This is a genomic window from Paenibacillus silvestris, assembly GCF_009882985.1.
GTDB classification, from domain to species: domain Bacteria; phylum Bacillota; class Bacilli; order Paenibacillales; family NBRC-103111; genus Paenibacillus_E; species Paenibacillus_E silvestris.
Map to the genome: position 1 here is coordinate 44511 of NZ_WTUZ01000037.1, position 22863 is coordinate 67373.

Annotated in this window: 21 protein-coding genes and 1 tRNA gene; 7 read left to right on the forward strand and 15 right to left on the reverse strand. The window is 45.1% G+C overall.

From position 1 onward, the window contains the following. Positions 1–225: 225 nt before the first annotated feature. The 3 genes from yihA to lonB form a co-directional block, all read right to left on the reverse strand. On the reverse strand, positions 226–879 hold the full coding sequence (yihA, locus tag GQF01_RS28010) for a ribosome biogenesis GTP-binding protein YihA/YsxC (protein ID WP_161410246.1): 654 nt from the start codon (positions 877–879) through the stop codon (positions 226–228). 23 nt (positions 880–902) lie between these two features. Next, complete coding sequence (lon, locus tag GQF01_RS28015) at positions 903–3248, reverse strand: endopeptidase La (RefSeq protein ID WP_161410247.1); 2346 nt, start codon at positions 3246–3248, stop codon at positions 903–905. Between the two features lie 149 nt (positions 3249–3397). Next, on the reverse strand, positions 3398–5116 hold the full coding sequence (lonB, locus tag GQF01_RS28020) for an ATP-dependent protease LonB (RefSeq protein WP_161410248.1): 1719 nt from the start codon (positions 5114–5116) through the stop codon (positions 3398–3400). A 223-nt stretch (positions 5117–5339) separates the two neighbouring features. On the opposite strand from lonB, the gene GQF01_RS28025 reads away from it, so the two are divergent. Then, the gene (locus tag GQF01_RS28025) at positions 5340–6032 is read left to right on the forward strand and encodes an N-acetylmuramoyl-L-alanine amidase family protein (RefSeq protein ID WP_161410249.1); all 693 of its coding nucleotides are present in this window, start codon (positions 5340–5342) and stop codon (positions 6030–6032) included. Here the strand turns inward: GQF01_RS28025 and GQF01_RS28030 are convergent. The 6 genes from GQF01_RS28030 to GQF01_RS28055 all read right to left on the reverse strand — a co-directional run bounded on the left by GQF01_RS28030 (position 6019) and on the right by GQF01_RS28055 (position 12576). Then, positions 6019–6837, reverse strand: coding sequence for a divergent polysaccharide deacetylase family protein (locus tag GQF01_RS28030; RefSeq protein ID WP_407945431.1), 819 nt, complete (start codon positions 6835–6837; stop codon positions 6019–6021). The two genes, GQF01_RS28025 and GQF01_RS28030, sit on opposite strands and share 14 nt — an antisense overlap. Positions 6838–7003: 166 nt before the next feature. Further along, positions 7004–8101: a flavodoxin-dependent (E)-4-hydroxy-3-methylbut-2-enyl-diphosphate synthase gene (gene ispG, locus GQF01_RS28035; protein WP_161410251.1), complete on the reverse strand. Its 1098-nt coding sequence runs from the start codon at positions 8099–8101 to the stop codon at positions 7004–7006. A 98-nt stretch (positions 8102–8199) separates the two neighbouring features. Next, positions 8200–9468 (reverse strand): ATP-dependent protease ATP-binding subunit ClpX, encoded by a 1269-nt coding sequence (clpX, locus tag GQF01_RS28040; RefSeq protein ID WP_161410252.1) that lies wholly within the window; start codon positions 9466–9468, stop codon positions 8200–8202. A 12-nt stretch (positions 9469–9480) separates the two neighbouring features. After that, the gene (gene clpP / locus GQF01_RS28045; RefSeq protein WP_145661597.1) at positions 9481–10071 is read right to left on the reverse strand and encodes an ATP-dependent Clp endopeptidase proteolytic subunit ClpP; all 591 of its coding nucleotides are present in this window, start codon (positions 10069–10071) and stop codon (positions 9481–9483) included. Positions 10072–10270: 199 nt separating this feature from the next. Continuing rightward, entirely contained in the window at positions 10271–11572 is a 1302-nt protein-coding gene (gene tig / locus GQF01_RS28050) for a trigger factor (protein ID WP_161410253.1), read from the reverse strand. Between the two features lie 110 nt (positions 11573–11682). Further along, entirely contained in the window at positions 11683–12576 is an 894-nt protein-coding gene (locus GQF01_RS28055; RefSeq protein ID WP_161410254.1) for a hypothetical protein, read from the reverse strand. Positions 12577–12756: 180 nt separating this feature from the next. Between GQF01_RS28055 and GQF01_RS28060 the strand changes: the two genes are divergently transcribed. Then, positions 12757–12830, forward strand: a tRNA-Arg gene (locus GQF01_RS28060). A 506-nt stretch (positions 12831–13336) separates the two neighbouring features. Here the strand turns inward: GQF01_RS28060 and GQF01_RS36730 are convergent. The 3 genes from GQF01_RS36730 to GQF01_RS28070 all read right to left on the reverse strand — a co-directional run bounded on the left by GQF01_RS36730 (position 13337) and on the right by GQF01_RS28070 (position 14060). Next, complete coding sequence (locus GQF01_RS36730) at positions 13337–13468, reverse strand: hypothetical protein (protein ID WP_268894400.1); 132 nt, start codon at positions 13466–13468, stop codon at positions 13337–13339. A gap of 75 nt (positions 13469–13543) precedes the next feature. After that, positions 13544–13657: a DUF4023 family protein gene (locus GQF01_RS28065; RefSeq protein ID WP_145661609.1), complete on the reverse strand. Its 114-nt coding sequence runs from the start codon at positions 13655–13657 to the stop codon at positions 13544–13546. A gap of 46 nt (positions 13658–13703) precedes the next feature. Next, a complete protein-coding gene (locus GQF01_RS28070) occupies positions 13704–14060 on the reverse strand; it encodes a hypothetical protein (RefSeq protein ID WP_161410255.1) in 357 nt (118 codons plus the stop codon). 163 nt (positions 14061–14223) lie between these two features. On the opposite strand from GQF01_RS28070, the gene asnB reads away from it, so the two are divergent. Then, positions 14224–16068: an asparagine synthase (glutamine-hydrolyzing) gene (asnB, locus tag GQF01_RS28075; RefSeq protein WP_161410256.1), complete on the forward strand. Its 1845-nt coding sequence runs from the start codon at positions 14224–14226 to the stop codon at positions 16066–16068. A gap of 47 nt (positions 16069–16115) precedes the next feature. Here the strand turns inward: asnB and GQF01_RS28080 are convergent, their stop codons facing one another. The 3 genes from GQF01_RS28080 to GQF01_RS28090 form a co-directional block, all read right to left on the reverse strand. After that, a complete protein-coding gene (locus tag GQF01_RS28080; RefSeq protein ID WP_161410257.1) occupies positions 16116–16766 on the reverse strand; it encodes an XTP/dITP diphosphatase in 651 nt (216 codons plus the stop codon). Continuing rightward, a complete protein-coding gene (gene rph, locus GQF01_RS28085; RefSeq protein WP_161410258.1) occupies positions 16750–17508 on the reverse strand; it encodes a ribonuclease PH in 759 nt (252 codons plus the stop codon). Before rph ends, GQF01_RS28080 begins: the two co-directional genes overlap by 17 nt. Before the next feature lie 185 nt (positions 17509–17693). After that, positions 17694–18743, reverse strand: a complete 1050-nt coding sequence (locus GQF01_RS28090) for a GerMN domain-containing protein (protein WP_161410259.1) — start codon at positions 18741–18743, stop codon at positions 17694–17696. Positions 18744–19017: 274 nt separating this feature from the next. Between GQF01_RS28090 and GQF01_RS28095 the strand changes: the two genes are divergently transcribed. The 4 genes from GQF01_RS28095 (at position 19018) to GQF01_RS28110 (ending at position 22835) form a co-directional block, all read left to right on the forward strand. Continuing rightward, on the forward strand, positions 19018–19980 hold the full coding sequence (locus GQF01_RS28095) for a phosphatidylglycerophosphatase A family protein (protein WP_161410260.1): 963 nt from the start codon (positions 19018–19020) through the stop codon (positions 19978–19980). Positions 19981–20006: 26 nt separating this feature from the next. Beyond that, positions 20007–20228, forward strand: a complete 222-nt coding sequence (locus GQF01_RS28100; RefSeq protein WP_161410261.1) for a hypothetical protein — start codon at positions 20007–20009, stop codon at positions 20226–20228. Positions 20229–20848: 620 nt separating this feature from the next. Beyond that, the gene (locus tag GQF01_RS28105) at positions 20849–22177 is read left to right on the forward strand and encodes a hypothetical protein (protein WP_161410262.1); all 1329 of its coding nucleotides are present in this window, start codon (positions 20849–20851) and stop codon (positions 22175–22177) included. Positions 22178–22253: 76 nt separating this feature from the next. Then, positions 22254–22835 carry a hypothetical protein gene (locus GQF01_RS28110; protein WP_161410263.1) on the forward strand — a complete coding sequence of 194 codons (582 nt, stop codon included), beginning with the start codon at positions 22254–22256 and terminating at the stop codon, positions 22833–22835. Positions 22836–22863: the final 28 nt, after the last annotated feature.

Below are 22863 nucleotides of genomic sequence, written 5' to 3' on the forward strand. Positions count from 1 at the left end.
ACAATAACCTTGTTTATTATTATACTACAAGCGGCATTAATATTCCTGCGTGCAATTCATGATAATCCGCCAAATATTCTGAAAAAACCAAGGAATTACGGAATGCCAGTAAAATTTCCCTAGGAAACCTCACTTTCCCGTGCACTTCTTTTTGATTTCCTCTCTCTTTTGGCATCTTGCTCTTAAATACACAAAAACCGCCCTTTGAATCAGGACGGCTCTTGCTTACTTAGTTACTTCGGTTGTTTCAATTGTTTCCGTTACGTCTTCAGCTGCTTCCGCTTCGGGTTCTCCATAGGCCATAGCTTGCTCCAGAATCCCCCACAACTCGTCCTTCCCAAGTCCAAGCTCGGAAGAGAACATCAATGGCTGAACACCTTTATCCATCCCTAGTGTTTCTCGCACGATTTTCAAATGTTTGGGCCATTGGCTTCTGGGGATCTTGTCCGCCTTCGTCGCAACCACGAGAACAGGCACATCATTATGTCTTAGCCACTCGTACATCGCTTGATCATCCTTGGATGGCGGATGTCTTAAATCCACCAATTGCATGACGAGACGCAATGTTTCACGGTTCATTAAGTAACTCTCAATGAATTTTCCCCACTGCTCCCGTTTTGTTTTGGATACTTTCGCATAACCATAACCGGGAAGATCTACAAAATATAAGTCCTGATTCACTTTATAATAGTTCAGTGTTTGGGTTTTACCCGGTTGGGAGCTGGTTCTGGCCAAATTCTTGCGGGAGATCAAGCAGTTAATAAGCGAGGATTTCCCGACATTAGAACGCCCTGCCAGAGCTATCTCCGGCAAGGCATCCTCTGGATATTGGCTAGGTCCAACCGCACTGATTACAAACTCAGCTTGATTGACTTTCAAGAATGTTCAACTACTTTCTATGGTTATCCGACGTGAGCTGGTGGCCTGTTCTTCACAAGTGCATGTTCGAGCACTTGATCCATATGGCTGACCGGTATAAAGGTCATCTCTTCGCGGACACTTTCTGGAATTTCGACGATATCTTTCTCATTGTCCTGAGGCAGCAGGATGGTACGAATACCAGCACGATGTGCAGCTAGCGCCTTTTCTTTCAGTCCACCGATTGGCAATACGCGGCCGCGAAGTGTAATCTCGCCTGTCATCGCTACCGAACGGGAAACCGGGATATTCGTCAAAGCCGAAATCAAGGCCGTTGCCATCGTTATCCCAGCGGAAGGACCGTCTTTCGGTATCGCTCCCTCTGGAATGTGGATATGGATGTCGTTCTTCTCGTGGAAGTCTGGAGCAATCCCAAGCACATCAGCACGTGTTCGCGTATAACTGAACGCCGCTTGTGCAGATTCCTTCATGACATCTCCGAGCTTACCTGTCAGTGTCAGCTTGCCTGTGCCTTGCATCACCGTCACTTCAATGACCAGCGTATCTCCACCGACTTCTGTCCATGCAAGCCCTGTGACCGCCCCGATTTGATCCTTCTCTTCAGCTACATTGTATCGGAACTTAATAGGACCCAGGTAGTCCTTCAGGTTCTCTTCCGTTACATGCACCGGCGTAGATGGGTCGGATACGATTTTCTTGGCTGCTTTTCGGTTCATCCCAGCAACTTGCTGCTCTAAATTACGAACGCCGGCTTCTCGTGTGTAATCACGCACGATTTTCATCAAAGCAGAGTCATCAACTACGAGCTGATCTTCCTCTAAACCATGATCTCGCTTTTGCTTAGGCAGCAAATATTTCTTAGCTATCTGCATTTTCTCAATTTCCGTGTAGCCAGGGATGTAGAGAACCTCCATCCGATCTAGCAAAGGACGCGGAATATTGTGAACGGCATTAGCGGTTGTAACGAACATGACATTGGACAAGTCAAACGGAACTTCAATGAAATGATCACTAAAAGTGCTATTTTGTTCGGGATCCAGAACTTCCAGCAGTGCCGACGCGGGATCGCCGCGGAAGTCCATGGCCATTTTATCGATTTCGTCTAATAAGAAAACGGGATTATTGGCTCCTGCATTTTTCATCCCTTGGATGATCCTGCCGGGCATAGCTCCAACATACGTGCGACGATGGCCGCGGATCTCCGCTTCATCTCTCACACCACCGAGCGAGATCCGGATAAACTGTCTGCCCATGGATCTTGCGATCGAGCGGGCGATGGACGTTTTACCGACCCCTGGCGGACCTACCAGACAAAGAATAGGACCTTTCAGCTTCTTAACCAGCTTCTGTACAGCCAAGTACTCCAGCACGCGTTCCTTCGGTTTCTCAAGTCCGAAATGATCTTCGTTAAGGATTTCTTCCGCGATATTCAAATCAAGGTCATCCTCGGTCGATTTGGACCAAGGTAGTCCGAGCAGCCAATCGATGTAATTGCGAATGACGCCACCCTCTGCGGAGGTTGAAGGCATTTTCTCCAGACGATCGATTTCTTTCTCGACCTTCTCGCGCACCTTCTCAGGCAGCTCAGCTTCGGCTAACTGGCTCCGCAATTCATCGACTTCGCCTGCACGGCCTTCCTTATCGCCAAGCTCCTTCTGGATCGCTTTCATCTGCTCGCGAAGGTAATATTCCTTCTGCGTCTTTTCCATCTGCTTTTTGACGCGTTGGCTGATTTTGCGCTCCAGCTCAAGCACTTCTCGCTCATTATTGAGAATGTTAAGCATTTTCTCGAGCCGTTCACGCACATCCACGGTCTCCAGAATGTCCTGCTTATCCTTGATTTTGAGCGACAAATGACTGCAAATGACGTCAGCTAAACGTCCAGGCTCATCGATATCCGATACAGCCGCAAGCGTCTCTGGTGTCACCTTTTTGGATAAATTGATATAATGCTCGAATTGGTTCAGAACGGTACGCATCAGCGCATCAATTTCTGGATCCGTTATTTCCTGCTCAGGCAGCTCTCTCGCCGTAACTTCATAGTATTCATCATTCACGAGGTACTCTACAATCTCAGCACGCAACACGCCTTCTACTAACACACGAATAGTTCCATTCGGCAGTTTCAGCATTTGCCGCACCTTAGCTATCGTCCCGATGCGATAAATATCTTCTTTGGAAGGCTCTTCGATGTTGATCTCAGATTGAGAGCAGAGGAGTATCATGCTGTCATCCACCATTGCCCGCTCTAATGCTTTAACCGACTTTTCCCGCCCTACATCCAGATGTAGAACCATGCTCGGATAAACCAGCAGTCCCCTTAGAGGCAATAGCGGCAATCTGCGCACCTTGATTTTTCCGGGTCCCATCCTCTGCACCTCCATATATAGGGAGCTTTGAGCCTTGCTCAAAGTCTCTCATTATTGTATTCATCCGTTGCCCTTTACATTTTATCAAAACTGCACAGAAAACACCAATTGGCACCTGACGCAGCATGTAAGGTAATGGCAACTTGGCATTAGGAATCAATCGTATGCTGTGAATTCGCATGCAGAATCGGTAAAGTCGATGAAGCAAGTGTTCTTTCTGCGGCAAACGGCAAAGGAATCACATTGTCATGAAGCTCAATTCCCAGCGAGACACTCAATACTTCCTCTATGGACTCCGCGGCAACGACCTCAACACCAGGTAAATCAGCGAACATCTCCTGCCAATTTTCTTTAGGGATGATCACTTTGGTCGCCCCAGCTTGGAACGCTGCTTCAACTTTCGCGACTACGCCGCCTACAGGTTTGACTTTGCCATGTATGCTCATTTCACCCGTCATGGCCAGTTTGTTATCGACTGGAATCCTATGTATCGCAGATGCGATAGCTGTTGCCATTGAAATACCGGCAGAAGGCCCATCGATCGGCACACCACCAGGGAAATTAATATGCAGATCATAATCGGATGTGTTAAATCCGAGCTTGCGAAGGACTGTCAGTACATTTTCCACTGAGCCGCGAGCCATACTTTTTCGACGAATCGTCCGTGATCCTCCTCCCATTTCTTCTTCATCCACCACACCTGTGATGTTGAATTTCCCTGTACCTGCGGCAGCAACCGGAATTGCGGATACTTCAATTTCTAGTAGAGTACCCAAATTAGGGCCATAAACGGCTAACCCATTAACAAATCCAATTTGCGGCTGGGCAGGGACTTTGCGTTCAGGTCTGGGAGGAATTTGTGATGAATTTACAACCCATTCTATGTCGGAGGCCGTAATTTCATCTCTTTTATCCGATAAAGCGATACCAGCAGCAAGTTGAATAACATTCACAGCTTCCCTACCGTTCGTTGCATATCTCATGACAACCCCAACGGCAGCTTCGCATTTTTTAAAACCAATCTTATCCAAAGCTTTACGTGCAATCTCTCCTACTTCTTCAGGCAAAAGAGGGCGGAAAAAGATTTCCAAACACCGTGAACGAATAGCTGGTGGAATCTCGCTCGGCGTACGAGTCGTAGCCCCCACTAAACGGAAATCCGCAGGAAGGCCATTCTGAAATATATCATGAATATAGCCTGGAATATTCGTATCCTCGGAGCTGTAGTACGCACTCTCAAGAAATACTTTACGGTCTTCCAGCACTTTTAATAATTTGTTCATTTGCGTTGGGTGCAATTCACCGATTTCATCGATGAACAGAATGCCTCCATGCGCCTTAGTCACAGCACCTGGCTTCGGCTGAGGAATCCCCGCAACCCCCATTGCGCCTGCACCTTGATAAATGGGATCGTGAACAGAACCGATCAGTGGATCGGCAATTCCACGCTCATCGAAGCGAGCCGTTGTTGCATCGATCTCCGTGAACTTGGAATCTGGGCGGAAAGGAGATTCTTGATTTTTCTTAGCTTCCTCCAGTACGACGCGGGCAGCAGCGGTTTTTCCGACACCCGGAGGGCCATAAATTAGTACGTGTTGAGGATTAGCACCACACAGAGCAGCCTTCAAAGCTTTCAAGCCTTCAACTTGACCAACAATATCCTGCATAGAGGAAGGTCTTGTTTTCTCCGATAACGGCTTTGTCAGTGAAATGGATCTAAGCTTTCTGAGCTTCTCCAATTCTTTTCTGGATTCTCTATCGACAGCAGAACGATTCGTCTGTTGGTTGCGCAGCAAATTCCAGAAATACAGCCCGATAACAACCGCAAAAAACACTTGAATTACCATTAAAATAATACTTAGACTCATTTGTCATACCTCCTTAGCGTTTTGCCTTTTGCAAAACGGCATCCGTAAGTTCATCTTTGCTTTGGCAAAACGTTCGTAACGTTCGTAAACCTTAGCGATAACTTCCATTATTCCCGTGTAAAAGAAGGTTAATCCAATCCATGCAAACTTTTGAATGACGTATGTTAGCTCCCTTTATGAAGAAGGATAAGAGATGACCTTTCATGCAAAAGGATGTGGCATTTTGAAGCGCTTATTGACAATTGTCCTACTTTTTCTTTGCCTCCTGGCAGCAGCCGGCTCTGATGCCTACGCCTATGCAGGAAATCCCCTGCTGCCTTATGCCGATATCATCATTGACGTAGGCCATGGCGGCGTTGACTCTGGAGCTAAACACGGCAAATATCAAGAAAAAGATATGAACTTAGAAATCTCTAAGAAAACGTACAAGCTGCTTCAGAAAAAAGGCTACCGTGTCATTATCAACCGAACCGATGATTATGCCTTAAGCCAAGATAATAAATGGTCCTTTGGAGGAAGACATCGCAAAGATCTGGCACAGCGATCCGGAATAGCCAACACGATTAAGCCAAAAATGATGCTAAGCATGCATATTAATTGGTCAGGCAAACCAGATCGACGAGGACCTCTTGTTTTTCACCAAAATCGATCCGAAAGTATTCTGCTTGCCAATCTGCTGCAAACCTCACTTAATCGTGTGTACGGCTCAAAGGAACTGCCTATTCTCGGGAAAAAATATTATGTGCTCAGAAATACCAAATGCCCATCTGTCATCGTGGAGTTCGGCTTTATTTCCAATAAATCCGACCGCAAGCTGCTGAATAGCTCTCATCATCAAGCCAAACTCGCAGATGCCGTCGCCCGTGCTGTGGATGAATACTTTGGGATGGTTCATGAACCCTCTACTTCACATTAAGATTCACCGTTTGCGAAAGTGGAACGAAGGTTGCTTCCCTTTGAATCGTAGGAATGGCTTCTTTAATGACTTGAGCTGTTTTCTTCCCAGGCGGGCCAACATGGCCAATCGCAATGACCAGGTCTCTGTCTTTCACAAATTTCTTAAATTTCACCATCTGCTTGCTAATGTGGCTGTAGGTATAGAGGTCATCAAAAAATAGCTGATTTTCTGAAAACGGAACGCCCTTCTGTCCCGCTAATTTCCCGATCAGGCTATGCGGCGTCGTGCGACTGTCCAGTAGAATGAGATTCTTCTCTTTGCAAATATCAACGAGAATTGTCATGACTCTCTCATCCGCAGTAGCTTTAGAGCCCATATGATTATTGATGCCTATTGCATAAGGGACATCCTCGATTGCTGCCACGATTCGCTTATGAATTTCCTCGCTGGATAAGTCCGTTGTAATGGCTCCCGGGCCAAGCCAACTCTTCTTACCGCGCACAGGCTCCATTGGGAGGTGTAAAATAACCTCATGGCCCTTGTCATGGGCTAGTTGAGCGTCCTGTTTGGTTGAGGGCAGAAACGGCATCACAGCCACTGTGAAGGGGATGGGTAAATTCAACATTTCTGTTGTGCCGTCCATATTGTTGCCGAAGTCATCGATGACAATGGCTACCTTTTTCGTCTTTGTCTCGACGACAGGCTGACTCGGGATCAGGTAATCAGCGGCACCAGAATGTACTGGCAGCAGGAGCAGCGAAATCCCCATAGTAACCGCCAGGGAAATCCGGCGCGTTGCGGAGCTTTTTTTTAACAAAATCATGGTCATTCTCCTTCACCCTTAGTAAAACTTACGCATTTTTGAGCAAGCTTTCCAGTTCTCTCATTATGCTTCTCTTGAGCTGCAAATATGCGTGCGCTGAATAACAAAAAAGCCGTTAAGATACCCTAATGGGCTTCCTAACGGCTTTGTTTATGTGAAAGAAAAATTAGTGCTTACGACCAGGAATAACACCTGTTTCTTCATAGGCTTTGACAATGATGTCAATTTCTTTCTTCAGTTCATTGAGAAGCTCAGCTTCCGGCACTTTACGGATCATTTCTCCGTAGCGGAACAGCATACCTTCACCACGAGCACCTGCAATACCAATATCTGCCTCACGAGCCTCTCCAGGCCCGTTCACAGCACAACCTAAGACAGATACTTTGATTGGCACCTTAATCTTGGCAATGTAGTCCTCCACCTCATTAGCGATCGAGAATAGATCAATGTCAAGGCGGCCGCACGTTGGGCAAGATACGAGCGTAGCTGCGTTCGTAATTAACCCGAACGTTTTGAGAAGCTCACGCGCAACCTTAATCTCTTCAACCGGATCCGCGCTAAGCGAAATACGAAGGGTGTTCCCGATTCCCATGTTGAGAAGCGTTCCAATACCCGCGGCACTTTTCACTGCGCCCGTAAAGAGCGTTCCCGCTTCGGTAATACCAAGATGAAGAGGGTAGTTAAATGCTTTCGCAGCTTGTGAATAGGCGGCAATCGCCATCGGTACATCAGAAGCTTTGAGAGAGACGATAATATCATGAAAATCTAATTCTTCTAGAATGTTGATATGAAATAAGGCACTTTCCACCATAGCTTCCGGCGTCGGATAACCATACTTCTCTAGAAGATGGTTCTCAAGCGAACCTGCATTCACACCGATGCGAATTGGAATCCCGCGATCTTTACAGGCCTTAACAACAGCTTCAACCTTCTCGCGGCGGCCGATATTGCCTGGATTAATCCGCACTTTATCGATCCCATTCTCAATCGCAGCAAGCGCTAAACGATGGTCAAAATGGATATCAGAAACTAGTGGAATATGGATCTGTTTCTTAATTTCTTTAATCGCTTCAGCTGCTTCCTTGTTGTTCACGGTTACGCGAACCAGTTGACAGCCTGCTTCTTCCAGACGAAGAATTTCAGCAACGGTGGCTTTTACATCCGCTGTTTTCGTCGTACACATGCTTTGCATGATGACTTCATTGCTGCCGCCGATTGTCAAATCGCCTACTCGAACGGGCCGCGTGTCTTTTCTATGGAACATTATGGTTTCTCTCCCCATGACACCAAACATCCTCCGCTCCAATTTCCTACATAAGGAAACCGGATTGGAGGCTGTGTGTTCGTTAATGAAATTATGGGTTATGCACTTTCTTCTTTTTTCTTACTTGCCGCTTGTGAGCCGTCTTTCGTCGTCAGCACAGGCGTGATCTTGTTCTGAACAGTCTCCTTGGAGACTACACAAGTAGAGACATCGGTTCTTGAAGGGACTTCAAACATCACGTCAAGCATAATGCTTTCAATGATTGCTCTCAGACCACGAGCACCGGTATTCCGTTTAATCGCTTCTTTGGCAATGGCGTCAAGCGCCTCCGCGTCGAATTCGAGTGAAACGTTATCCATCTCAAGCATCTTCTGGTATTGTTTCACAAGCGCATTTTTCGGCTCGGAAAGAATACGAACAAGCGCTGCTTCATCCAGCGGCTCTAGGGTAGAGATAACCGGCAGACGGCCTACGAATTCAGGAATCAATCCGAATCTAAGCAGGTCTTCTGGAAGTACCATGGACAGGTACTCGCCTGGTTTCAAATCTACTTTAGCTCCGTCTGTGCTGAAGCCAATCACTTTTTTACCGATTCTGCGTTTGATAATTTGCTCAAGACCATCGAATGCTCCGCCGCAAATAAACAGAATGTTGGTTGTGTCGATTTGAATAAACTCTTGGTGCGGGTGCTTACGTCCGCCTTGCGGAGGAACCGAGGCAACCGTGCCTTCAAGAATTTTGAGCAAAGCTTGCTGAACGCCTTCACCAGAAACGTCTCTTGTAATGGACGGGTTCTCGGATTTGCGCGCTACTTTATCGATCTCATCGATGTAGATAATGCCGCGTTCTGCTTTTTCCACATCGTAATCTGCAGCTTGAATAAGTTTGAGCAAAATGTTCTCAACATCTTCACCAACATACCCTGCTTCTGTCAATGAAGTTGCATCCGCGATTGCGAATGGAACATTCAGGATTTTGGCAAGCGTTTGTGCAAGAAGTGTTTTACCGCTTCCTGTTGGTCCTAGAAGAACGATGTTACTTTTTTGAAGTTCAACATCTTCTAGTTTGTTTTGCGAATTGATACGCTTGTAGTGGTTATACACCGCTACCGCAAGCGATTTCTTAGCTTGTTCCTGCCCGATGACATACTGGTCCAAAATATTGCGGATTTCCTTCGGTTTCGGAACATCCTTCAGATCCAGTTCTTCCTCGTGACCTAGTTCTTCTTCCACAATCTCCGTGCAAAGCTCTATACATTCATCACAAATGTAAACTCCCGGACCTGCAACTAGTTTGCGAACTTGGTCTTGGGATTTTCCACAAAAGGAACATTTGAGTTGGCCTTTTTCATCGTTAAATTTAAACATGGGATCACTCCTTTATTTCAAGTCGTTTCGAGTGATAACCTCGTCGATTAACCCGTATGCCTTCGCTTCATCAGCGCTCATAAAGTTATCTCGGTCGGTGTCTCTTTCGATCTTTTCAAGCGGCTGTCCCGTTCGATCCACATAAATCTGGTTGAGTTTTTGTTTCGTTTTGATAATCCAATCCGCGTGAATCTTAATATCGGTCGCTTGACCTCTTACACCGCCGAGCGGTTGGTGAATCATAACTTCAGCATTCGGCAGCGCGTATCGCTTGCCTTTGGCGCCTGCTGTTAACAGCAAAGACCCCATACTTGCGGCCATACCTACACAAATCGTAGATACATCCGGTTTAATAAATTGCATGGTATCGAAGATACCCATTCCAGCTGTTACAGATCCACCTGGTGAGTTGATATATAAGTGGATATCCTTTTCGGGATCCTGAGCAGATAAAAAAAGCAGCTGGGCAATGACCAAATTAGCCACATCATCATCAATGGCAGTCCCGATGAAGATAATGCGGTCCTTAAGTAGACGCGAGTAGATGTCGTAAGAGCGTTCCCCACGTGCCTCTTGTTCAACAACCATAGGAATAAGACTCATTGTACCAACTCCTTTTGTGGCCGAAGCCATGTTTTCCAAATTGGGATTCAGTAACAGTTTAACATGTTTGAGCAGCAAAGTCATTTTTTCGGAAGACTGCTATGTATGCAATGAAATTCTTATGTTTTGAGGCAGTTTGTGGCTAAAATAGGGTAAAAGAAAGGCACGTTGCTTACGTACGTGCCTTTACTTACCTTATTTATACTGCTGCGGAAACATGCTTGCTATTTTCAAGCAAGAAGTCAACCGTTTTTCTAATCACAAGATCATTGCTCAGACCCTCTAGGCTGCCGTTAGAAGCAAACAGCTCACGAAGTTCTGCCGTTGTTTTTTGGTAGGATGGTGCATATTTCTCAAGTTCCACGTCAACTTCTTCGTCGGAAACTGTGATGTTTTCTGCAGCTGCAATGGCTTCAAGAACAAGGTTGTTACGAACACGCTTTTCAGCATCTTCTCTCATTTGATCTTTCAGCACGCTCTCGTTTTGACCGGAGAACTGGAAGTAAATCTCAAGCGTCATGCCTTGGGAGCGAAGACGTCTTTCGAATTCTTTCACCATTACGTCAAGTTCTGCTTCTACCATGGATGCTGGAATTTCAACATCAGCGTTAGCAGCAGCCTTATCAACAACAGTTGTTTCTAGAGCAGCTTCTGAATCTTTTGTTTTGCGCTCTTGAAGGCGGTTTTTCAATTCTTCTTTGTACTCAACAAGCGTATCGTACTCGCTCACGTCTTTAGCAAACTCATCATCAAGTTCTGGCAAGTTTTTGCGTTTGATGTCGTGAATTTTCACTTTGAACACAGCCGCTTTGCCTTTCAGATCCTCGGAGTGGTAGTTCTCAGGGAAAGAAACGTTAACTTCTTTCTCTTCGTCTTTACCAAGTCCTACAAGCTGCTCTTCGAACCCTGGAATGAAGGAGTTGGAACCAAGCTCAAGGGAGTACTTCTCTGCTTTTCCACCTTCGAATGCTTCGCCATCAACGAAACCTTCGAAATCAAGGATAACTACGTCGCCGTTAGCTGCTTGTCCTTCTTCAAGAACAACCAGTTCAGCATGACGCTGTTGCAGACGGGAAAGCTCGCTGTCAAGCTCTTCGTCAGTTACGTTAGCATCTACAGCTTCAACTTCGATGCCTTTGTATTCGCCAAGCGTTACTTCTGGTTTAACAGTAACCTTCGCTTTGAATTTCAGCACTTGTCCTTTGCCGAACTGCTCTACGTCTACTTCTGGACGATCAACAGGCTCGATTTTAACCTCTTCAATCGCTTGTACGTAAACTTCTGGCAAAATGATGTCTAGTGCATCTTGGTATAGGCTTTCTACACCAAATTTAGCTTCAAAGATTGAACGTGGCACTTTCCCTTTACGGAAACCTGGAACATTTACTTTCGCGGATACTTTTTTGAAAGCTTTATCCAATGCATCTGCGACGCGCTCTGCGCCAACTTCCACTTCAAGAACGCCTACGTTCTTCTCTATTTTTTCCCAACTTGCTTTCATTTTATGCTTTCCCCTTCCAAAAATGTACGATGACATATTTTCACGTTACGCTCATTATAACCATTCTATTATAACATATAACAAATTCATTTCAAGGCGGCCTTTCGCCTCTAAAAAGGATCCGGGTTAAACTGCTTCACAAACGCTTGCAGCACGAGATGTGCCCGCTTCCATTGCAGCGCCATCGACCCTACAATCCCATAATTATCTAGCAATTCGTCTCGATTAACGGTTCCGAATAATCGCTCTTGCAAGATGGCGTGCAAAGCGGATGCCCAGACGTCAACGGCGCCCTCTTCTGCTTTGAGCAAGTCTGAGTAGATGGAGGTTCCGTAGGCATAGGCCAGAAATTCCTGCCAGGTTTGCTTGGCAAAATAGACAAAATCCGGTTGGCTTATCTCACTAATATCCCCGATTCTGCGAATCATATCACGAATTTGGGATGGGAATTCCTCCGGACATAGCGGCGTCTCCTCGATCTGGACGGCAATCATCTTCCCGTTTTTCGGAAACTCGATGAATCCCTGCTCCCCCATTTGCTTAAGCGCTTGCAGAGCCTTGAACTGAATATGCGGGTGCCGCGGCTTCTCGCTAAGCCATTCCTTGATAGCCGAGCTTATGCCTGGTTGATCGATAAAGCCCAATTGCTCCAAACTGTTTACTTGCTGCTCTAGGGTGCCTTCTTTAAGTAAGTCCAGCAGCTTCAGAGCATATTCGCCGTCATCTGATGACTTCTCGCTTATGTACTGCCTTAATAAATCTTCTTCTCCCTCTAAATCCTCTTCCGATGGACTTGGCATAGGGAATAACTCTTCTGGAAACATGGTTTGCAGCCAAATCCGCAGCGCTTCCCACTGCTCAATCTTATCCGATTGGGCGGCTGGAAATTGAAGCAGGAAGGTTAGCAGTTGAAGAGCGTCACTATACTGTTCGTTTCGTAGAAAACGGGTAAGTTCCTCTTCGTAATATTGCTCTGTTTTTGGAAAAAGAATAACATTGTTCATCGACAGCTCGGTTATGTGGATCACCTCAGAAATCTTGGTCTCGCTGGTGACAGTTTACTTGATTGTTCGGGTGATTGCAAAATATTTTTAAAACAAGTGTTGACTTCTCTTAAAAAGATATGATAATATAACTCTTGCTTCGCCAAACAGCTACACGCTGGTAGGTAAGAAGAGGTCTATGTCTCAGTAGCTCAGCTGGATAGAGCACACGCCTTCTAAGCGTGCGGTCGGGGGTTCGAATCCCTCCTGGGACGTCATGCAAGAAGAGAAGGCCGCGAGAAATCGCGGTCTTTTTTGTGTTTCCGGGGCAAACAAAGCTTACGCTTGATTTATTTTGTGTTGAGCACTCCACCCCATGAAATTTACTGCTATTGATTGAGTGCTCCCTCTCTGCCCTAGGGAACTACAGGGCGCTATTTCATCGAAATAGGCTCTTTTTCGCGCGTAGGGGAACTGTGTTCCGCTATTTATCCGTTTTCTTAAAGAAAACGGGATTAGGCGCTCAAATAAAGCCCTGTAGTTCCGCTTGAACGCGGAAACGGGCTGAATTTACTAGAATAACGGCCTGTAATTCCTCAAGGGTGTAACGTTGACCAAAACGTTGACCAACTTAACACTAGTAGGAGGTTACCCCCTCCGCCAAGTGTCTCAGTAACGCTGTATTTTGTGCTATTTCATCGAATTACAAAATAGAAAAAGCCGCCAACCCATGGTTGCGGCTTTTTGAAGCATTATTGTAACATACAAAAAATTGCGTTTCTTACACAGAAGGCCGATTCGGCTGATGATGGCCAGGCTCTGTTGAATCCAAGTTCGACTGCACGCGTGAAGATTGTTTCGAATGATCAATCGTGCTCTGCTCTCTTTGTTTCATGCTTTTTTTCTTGCCCATGATGAATTCCCTCCTATAAGATAAGGTGAGCCTGTAGAGTTTAACTCCACAGGCTCTTGTTAATGCCATTAGACTTTAGTGCTTCTTGTGAGGCAAGTTATTGCCTGGCTGACCGTCACCTTGTGTCCTGAAATTCTTCGCGGCTTTCCTCTGCTTGTCGTGCAGCTTGCTAATGAAATGACTATCCATGAGCATTCGCCTCCTGAAGAAAGAATGGCACTACCCCTTTAGAATGTCACGCGAGCTCAAGATTTAAACGCATGGCTAAATTTAGAAGAGCACCTCTTGCTTCTGCATCCGTTTTGACTTTTTCATAGAGTTCTTCGAAATTACTGCGATTTTCAATAAATTCAGGTTCTGTTTTAATGGCGACTTGTGTCCAATTGATCAGTAAATTCTCCGCTTGCGTCAGTTCATTATAGGCACGGTGCAGGCCAACGCGTTCAATGATTTCTTCCAGTTCAGCTTGTCCGACTTCTTTGCCTGCCTCTTTCAAATCAGCAATCCGTTTATCCGCTTGATTACTAATTTGCAAAAAATGCTCCCTGGAGGCTAGATAATCGATCTGTGCTTTGGAATGTTTCTTTTTCATCGCCATCACCTTCGCTTTTTAGTTAGTAATAATAACAGGCTTAAAATTAAAACACAAAATCTGACTGATGGCCGCCACGTCAATCTGGGACAGACATTATATATCCCCATTTCGCATACCCTTTATCATCATGCTCTCTTCATAAAGAAAGGAAGGAACGTCTATGTGCGGAATAACGGGTTGGATAGATTGGCGGAAAGACTTGACCGGGTACCCGTCCATTCTAGAAAATATGACGGAAACGCTCCATTTGCGTGGACCAGATGCTTCTGGCACTTGGATCTCACAGCACTGTGCCCTCGGCCATCGACGTCTTAGTGTAATGGATCCGGAAAACGGCGCTCAGCCTATGATCCGGAAACAAGGAGACTACACCTATACGATCGTATATAATGGCGAACTTTACAATGCCCCCGAGCTGAAAAAAGAGCTCGAACTGCGCGGACATCATTTCCGAACAACCTGTGATACCGAGGTGCTGCTTGTAGCCTTTATTGAATGGGGGCGGGCTTGTGTAGACCGTCTGAATGGTATCTTTGCCTTCGCAGCATGGAACGATCAGGAGCAGTCCCTCTACTTGGTCAGAGACCGGCTTGGCGTAAAGCCGCTTTTTTATTCTCATCAGAACAGTGTCCTTCTATTCGGTTCCGAACCAAAAGCTATTCTCGCTCACCCCGACTTTCAGGCAGAAGTCGGCGCAGAAGGCTTGGCAGAAATCTTCGCAGTAGGTCCTGCGCGCACACCTGGACATGGCATTTATCGCAATATGTCGGAGTTGAAACCAGGACAATGCGCTGTTTTTGACCGCAATGGCTTATCCATCAGAACCTACTGGAAGCTGGAAAGCCATCCCCATCCAGATGATGTTGCGGCGACGGCGCTTCAGGTTCAGCAACTGCTGAGCGACACAGCCCAGAGGCAGCTAGTCTCCGATGTACCTATATGTACATTGCTTTCTGGAGGCCTTGACTCCAGCGCTTTAACTTCTCTTGCCGCGGAGCATTACAAAGAAAGCGGCAAAGGCGCTCTGCACACTTTTTCTGTCGATTACAAAGATAATGACAAGCACTTCAAAGCCAACCTATTTCAGCCAAACTCGGATGCTCCTTGGATCAAGCGGATGACCGAGCATCTGGGGACCGAGCACCATTATATTGAGTTCGACACGCCTGAACTAGTGGAATCCCTGAAAACAGCCGTTTACGCCCGGGATACGCCGGGAATGGCTGATGTTGATGGGTCCCTTTATTTGTTTTGCCGTGAAATCAAAAAGGAAGCCACGGTCGCCATCTCGGGTGAAGCTGCAGATGAGATCTTTGGCGGGTATCCTTGGTTCCACAACGAAGAAGCTCTCGGAGCCAATACGTTCCCTTGGTCGCTTAAATTGCCTAACAGAGTCGATCTGCTGGCACCTGATTTAATCGATTGGATTAAGCCAGTGGAATATGTCAGCAATCGGTATCAGCAAGCCTTAAGCGAAGTACCGCGGCTAGCAGGAGAAACACAGCAGCAGAATCGCATGCGGGAAATGTCCTACCTCAACATCACCCGCTTCATGCCAACTCTTCTCGATCGCAAAGACCGCATGAGTATGGCCGTCGGGCTTGAGGTGCGTGTTCCTTTCTGCGACCACCGTCTTGTTGAGTATGTGTGGAATATTCCATGGGAAATAAAAACATCCGGGGATCGGGAAAAAGGCATTTTACGAAAAGCACTGAAAGGTGTTCTCCCCGATGATGTCTTAACCCGCAAGAAAAGCCCGTATCCAAAAACACACAATCCTAATTATTTAACAGCTGTTCGTAAATGGGTGCTGGAAATTTTGGATGACCCGAGTTCCCCCCTGCTGCCCTTCATTGATGTGAAAAAAATACGTGCGCTCGCCAGCTCCGACAAGAACGACTTCGATCTCCCCTGGTTCGGCCAGTTGATGACAGGACCTCAGTTGTTCGCATATTTGGCCCAAGTGGATATGTGGTTGCGACAATATAAAATTTCAATCCGTTAATATAAAAAAACCTGCTATCCACCGTGATGTGGAAGCAGGTTTTTTCCTTAGGATTCATTTTGATCCGGCAGCCTATCCAAGAACAATCGTAACGCTTTAGCGCGATGACTGATTTCATTCTTTTCTTCTACCGTGAGCTCCGCCATGGTTCTGCCCAGAGCTGGAATATAAAACAGTGGGTCGTAGCCGAAGCCACTTTCTCCGCGTTGTTCCCCTATGATGTAACCCGGACAAGAATCCTCAGCCTCAATGGTTTCATTCGCCACGGGGTCGATAAGCGTAAGCGCACAAACAAACGAAGCCTCACTCAAAAACTTCGGATGCCCAGATTCCATTGGAAAGGCATCTGCCGGCGATGAATCGCTCAAAGCCTGAAGCAGCTTGTTATTGTTGGCTGCATCCGTTGCGTTCTCGCCTGCATATCTGGCCGAGTAAACACCTGGATCCCCACCAAGCGCCTTCACACACAAGCCTGAGTCATCTGCGAGCACAGGAACATGCAGATGCGCCGAAATAATTTGAGCCTTGATCCGCGCATTCTCCGCAAACGTCTTGCCGCTTTCGACGATCTCGGGAAGGTCTGTATAATCTGCCAAGCTGCGGACTTTGTACCCTTTTGCGCCAAAAAGACATTCAAACTCCTTGACTTTCCCTTCATTGCGGGTTGCAATCACAACGATATTACTTCGTAGCCGCATGTTGTACACCCCGAATACGATCCGCTATAGGGCCTAACACTTTGGACTGTTCTTCAATCATCGTATGAATCCCTATTTCCGCTAGAGCAAGCAGCTCATCCAATTCCTTGCGTGAAAATGGAGCATCCTCACCTGTTCCTTGGATTTCTACAAATTGGCCTTGCCCCGTCATCACAACGTTCATATCCACCTTAGCCTGTGAATCCTCTTCATAGTTGAGATCCAGACGCGGTGTTTCACCAATAACGCCAACAGAAACAGAAGCCAAAAAGTCGTTAATCGGAAACTTAGCCAAGTTTTTATCTGTTGCTAACTTATTAATCGCGAAAGCCATGGCTACGAAAGCACCAGTAATCGACGTGGTACGAGTACCTCCATCTGCTTGGATAACATCACAGTCTAATGTGATGGATCTCTCGCCTAAAGCTTCTAAGTTCACGACGGAACGAAGCGCCCGGCCGATCAAACGCTGTATCTCCATCGTCCGCCCGCCAAGCTTGCCTTTGGCAGCTTCACGTTGATTTCTAACTTGCGTGGCACGAGGCAGCATGGAATATTCCGCGGTTACCCAGCCCTTCCCTTGTCCTTTCATAAAAGGCGGGACACGCTCTTCAACCGTTGCTGTGCAAATCACTTTCGTATCCCCGACCTCAATGAGCACCGAGCCTTCAGCATGTTTTATATAATGGGGGGTTATTTTCATTGGGCGCAACTCTTCATTCGTTCTTCCGCCAATTCGCATAAATCGTGTTCTCCTCCTGTCGCTTCCAAGGGAAGCTAAATACTCTCGCCCCATTGTAACAAAGTAGCCGGAGAAAAGCACCCTCATCACGAACAATGATGCCCGGCTGATCATAAGATTGAGAAAAGTGAAAACCCCTATGCAAAATTTCTTTGCATAGAGGTCCATGGAGCGAAGCAAGCTGATTATAACTTGGTCGGATTAATATGAGCGGGTCTAGCAACAGGCTTCGTATAGTTTTGAGTACTATCCGAAGATGTAAATTTCACTGCGCCATCCACTTTGATCTGAACTTGCTTGAAGCCTGTGTTCTCCGTCAAGGAAAGAATTACCGACTTCAGAGCATCTTCAGGCGCTTTCTGATCAGCGCCAAGCAGCTTATTGGAGAAGTCAACTGTAATCAAGGCGTCCGCCGGATTAATACTTTTCACTTCCGTTGCGGCGTTGAGAACGCTAGCCAGCCCTTTCTTTTGATCAGGCCCTTTTATCAGTTGATCAACAACGGCTTTAGCGACATTATCCGTTCTTTTGACGAGCCTTGTCACAGGTACATAATATTTGTAGTTTTGATCATTTTGATTAAGGAAATAGAGCGTAACTGGCGTAGATTGACCGAATTCCGCATCCTCTGCTTTCTCTAGGTTAATCCCCATTGAACGAGCAAGCGGAGTATCAAGTGGTGTTTTGCCTTTTGGCATCTCCTTGAGGTCCTTGCCATCAACACGCAGCTGTACTTTCTCTACCGTTGGGAAGTTTGTCAAATTCCAAGTGATAGCTTCTAATATTTTTCTTTCATTTTGCTGATCATACGTGAGAAACTCTTTTGAAAAGTCAACGATCGCGCGTTTGTCTGAAGTGACATTCAAGCTTATAACTTTCGTTCCTTTCGGCAGCAAAGCCTCGAATCCAGATGGGAGCAAGCTTGCGACCGGACCTCCATCCACCATGTACTCAAGCGTCGTTTTCGCAACCGACACCGATTTCGGCAATCCCAGACTTAGTGGAGCGACGAAACCTTTGGCATCCTTCACATACACCGTCATCTGAGATGAATTATCATCGATCATATCGATCGTGACCGCGGCTGATGTCGTCTTAACGTCAGCTTCCGCACCCGTGGTCGGAGGTGCATCAATGTCAGCTTTCTTCCCAGTGCCTAGGACCGAACATCCTGTGGTCAGCAAGGCAATCACCCCCGCGATAGCGGCTGAACGAATCCAATGTTGATGTTTCATTTGCTTATTTCCTCCTTCGAGTTTTCGCAGAAGCCTCATCTGAAGCATCTGCCGCTTATTTACTTTTCGGTATGGCCTGTACATTGCTTTTTCGTATTATTATGTATACGAGGCTTTGTCCGATTTATAACTACTTTTTGTCCACATGCTCAAAAAAGTAGACAAAGAGAATTCTCCACTTTTTTTCAGCTGAGTCCCTGCCTTTTTCGGCATATTACCTTGATATGCTATACTTGTAAAAATAGACAGATTTGATCTAACTGGAGGCGCACAGATGAGAACATTCCTCAAAGATAAAACGCTCATTTTCAACGAATTCCGGGATGAAGTTTTCAGTCACTATTCGCAAGCCATCATCGAAGAGGCTGTTGCCCGCCTGCTTGTGGAAATCAAAGGCATCAAAAAAATCCCTTATGACATGATCACCACGACTTTATTAGGAGTTTTGAGCAAAACCGAGACCTATAATGTGATGACTACGCTCATGGAGCTGCAAAAAAAGGTCAAACATGATTCCGAGCTGTTAGCGAGCATGAAAGACCCTGCCTACAACGTGCATCGCACCATTGCCATGTCCATCTGTGGCCTGTATGGCAGCGGCGCAGCCTCCCTTTTTGGCTTCTTGGATTGTAAATTCCGCTTCTTCTTTCCGACAAAACGTCCTAAATCGTTTATATCAAAAGGGATTTGCGCGATTGTCGCTTCAACAGCAAGTGTCATCATTTCGGAGAATGTAAAAGTTGATTATTCGCAGCGCAATCTCGCACTGCTTGCGGAGAGAGGCGTCCAGCTTGAGGATATGGTAGAAATTCTAGATCAGCTCCAGCGTCCCTACAATCCGGACATGGAGCGCAGCCTATGTGAAGAGCATATTGTCGCCGTGCTGCGTAAACAGCAGACCTTCCACGCGCTGCAGCTGGCAATCAAAATAGATACCGCCGTCGAAGCCGGCGAATTCAATCCGCAATATAATCATATTGTCGGGCAAGATGAAGGACTTTTCGGGGTCGATGAAAGCATCGCAACCGCTGTTCCTCTGATGTATGGAACGATTGCGCTTACGAATTTCGGTTACTTGGACAAAGAGAAAATCGGGATTATTAAAGAGCTCGACAGCGATCACTCTGAGGGGAAATGCAATACGTTTATCGACGATATGGTTTGCGGCATTGTGGCGGCGGCCTGCGGACGGTTAGCGCATAATAATATTCCTACTTACAGCAAGCCTTTGAAGTAAGGGCGGGGGCGCGGATAGCCGGGAAGATGAAAACGGAGACTACTGCGCAACGCGAACTCCGGAGATGCCGGAAAGATGAAGACAGAGACTGGCGGGCGACGCGAACTGGCGGAGACGCCCAGAAGATGAAAACGGAAACTGCCGCGCAACGCGAACTGGCGGAATGCCGGGATGATGAAGGTGGAGAGCTGTTTGAGCGAACGAGGAGTAGGTTAAGGGAACTAGATGGCGCTATTCACGGGAAATGAGCGATTTTTGGATGATAGCGGAACTACAGGGCGCTATTTTGTATCAAACTGCCGAATTTCAGCTAAAATGAGGAGAATAGCGGATCGTAGTTCCCTTCAAACCACGAAGTGACTGTTTCTCGCGCAAATAGCGGACCATAGTTCCCTCCCAATTGGGATAAGGCCGTCGCCAACGAAAAAAAGCACATCAACATCCGCTCAACATGTGGATGTGATGTGCTTTTTTTCATTTAGTAGGCGATCGCAATAGAAAAAACTCTCCCACAATATCTGCCTCACTAAAAAACAGAGAATAATGGTGTACTGAACTTCTCTTCCCATAAATTAAAGAACCTTACTGTCGAACAATGCAAACCCGCCGCTAGTATGTCACGAACAAAAAACAGACGCATTTATAATATGACCATATGGATTAACCTGCCAGTAGGAGGAAGATGGCTGATATTTGATTAGAATAACTAATTTCAAGAGAATATTAGTCAAAAGTTTCAAGAAGGCACTTAATCTATGGATTTTTGACAGAGTGTTTTTCCTTATTATTAAATCCCTTTACTAATTGGTAGTTTATGGAATATAATCAAAATTGTAAAAAAATACAATTTTGATAGGTGGTAGGTTTATTGAGAAATTTAGTAAAAAGTGTATTGTGTTGTACTGTTCTTGGTTGTTTAGCTTTAAATTCTTATGGATATGTTGCAAATGCAAAAGTGGATGCAAGTGTAAGTACGAATGTGAAAATTACACAATCCGATCCCGCCGATATTACCAACTTGCTTCCTGAAAAAATGAAAAGTTTCTTCAAAAAAGGTCAAGCTGATACTGATATGTTTACTAATGGGGTTGCATACGGTTTATTGGAAACAGTTGGACTTGTCTCTAAATATTCATCAAATGCTTTCTCTACTGCTTTTAAAAATGGAACATTAGCACTGAAAAATACTATTCCTATCTACGATCTAAATGATGCGGTATCGGAAATCATGGTAGTATTTAATGAAGGTTATGTAATTGTTGATGCAGAAAACGGGGAACTGGTTCAATATTCATTTGACGCCCCGAATATGGAATATCTATTAAAGTCTGAAAAACTATATGAAGTATCGCATGGACATTTTTCGGTCGTAAGTAACGAAGTTCAAGATGGACAATTTAAGAAACTGAATATTCAGGAAGTAAAGAAAAAAGCTAATTCCAATACCGTTAAAAAAGTGAAAGAGAAAAATAAAAAGTGGGGTCAGTTGAATAAAACAGATGTAAAGAACATCTTTGACGGTTGGTACGCAGGAAACAATGAAGGAACCTCACGAAATAATACGATTACAAATGAATACGCTTGGATGTCAAATTATTATGGAGGTACTAATTTTACTGCAACCTATACGAATGGTTATTCGTTAAATGTACCAAATATAAATCAAGATAATGGATATAGCTATATGTCGAGTCTAGGTAATGACTGTGCAATAGTCAGTACACTTGAAATCATGAAATATAAATTTCCTACTATGACGGATGCTAATAGACAAACTGCCTACAATGCTATAGTAGCATCCTCATACTTTAGTGAAGCAAATGGTGGCGTTGGTCCTACTAATAACGATCAGATTTTCAAGGTAGGTGCTGAATCCATAGGGAAGCCTGTGCAGTCTACTTCTGATGATCCTGAGCAATATATGAATACTAACAATTTTAATTTTGTTTTAAGTTGGTTACAATCTTATGGACCCTTTTACTGGAGCATGACTCAAGCACCATACGGATCTCATACGGTAACTGTAAAAGGTGTCGATCAATTCAGTTATTCTTTCATCAAAGGCGGCTATAATTATACAGGTATTGACAGTTTCATGGCTATTAACGATCACTGGCAAGCTTCAGGAACTACGGCGTATTTAAATATCCCAGGTTTAAGTGCTTACACCTACGCTACTGCTATCATAGTTAATTAAACTCATAAATATAGCGGAGAATTCTCCTTCCTTGTATTAATCGGAAGGAGATGAATCGCTATTTTTTTAATATTTCTTGTATAATAAAGGAAATCTAAAATTAGGAAGTGAAATCACTATGTTTCAAAGCAATAAAAAGTTATTGAATATAGGGATATCCATTTTCTCACTAATTGCAATCTGTTTTTTTGGATATAACTTATTATTATCTAAAATGGAACGACCTGTCCCTAAAACACAGACGATTGCTAAACATTTTAAGGTTTCCAACGTTAATTTGCTTGGACAAGTTTCTACAGACTTACTTCATACGAGTCCCTATTATTATGCCTATGAAGCAAAAAAGGATGGTAAGCAAATCATCATCATTGTTGATCAATACTTTGGTCGTGCTGGAAAAGATAATCCATTGGTTGAGAAATCATATATTTTTGTTTATCCCCAATCGGAAGCTAATATACAAGATAATAACGGATCTGATATTATATCAAATCATCGAATTGAAGTATCTGATGGTCAAAGCAAATATGAAAGTACAGTAGATAAAAAAATTCTTTACAATGACGGGACGCCAGTTACTTTAGTTTTCGTAACAAAAGACAATGAAACTATTAACACATATTCTTGGGGATTAAAAAATTTAATTGAAAAATTTTAATGAAGGGAGCTATGACAAAAAAAGCACA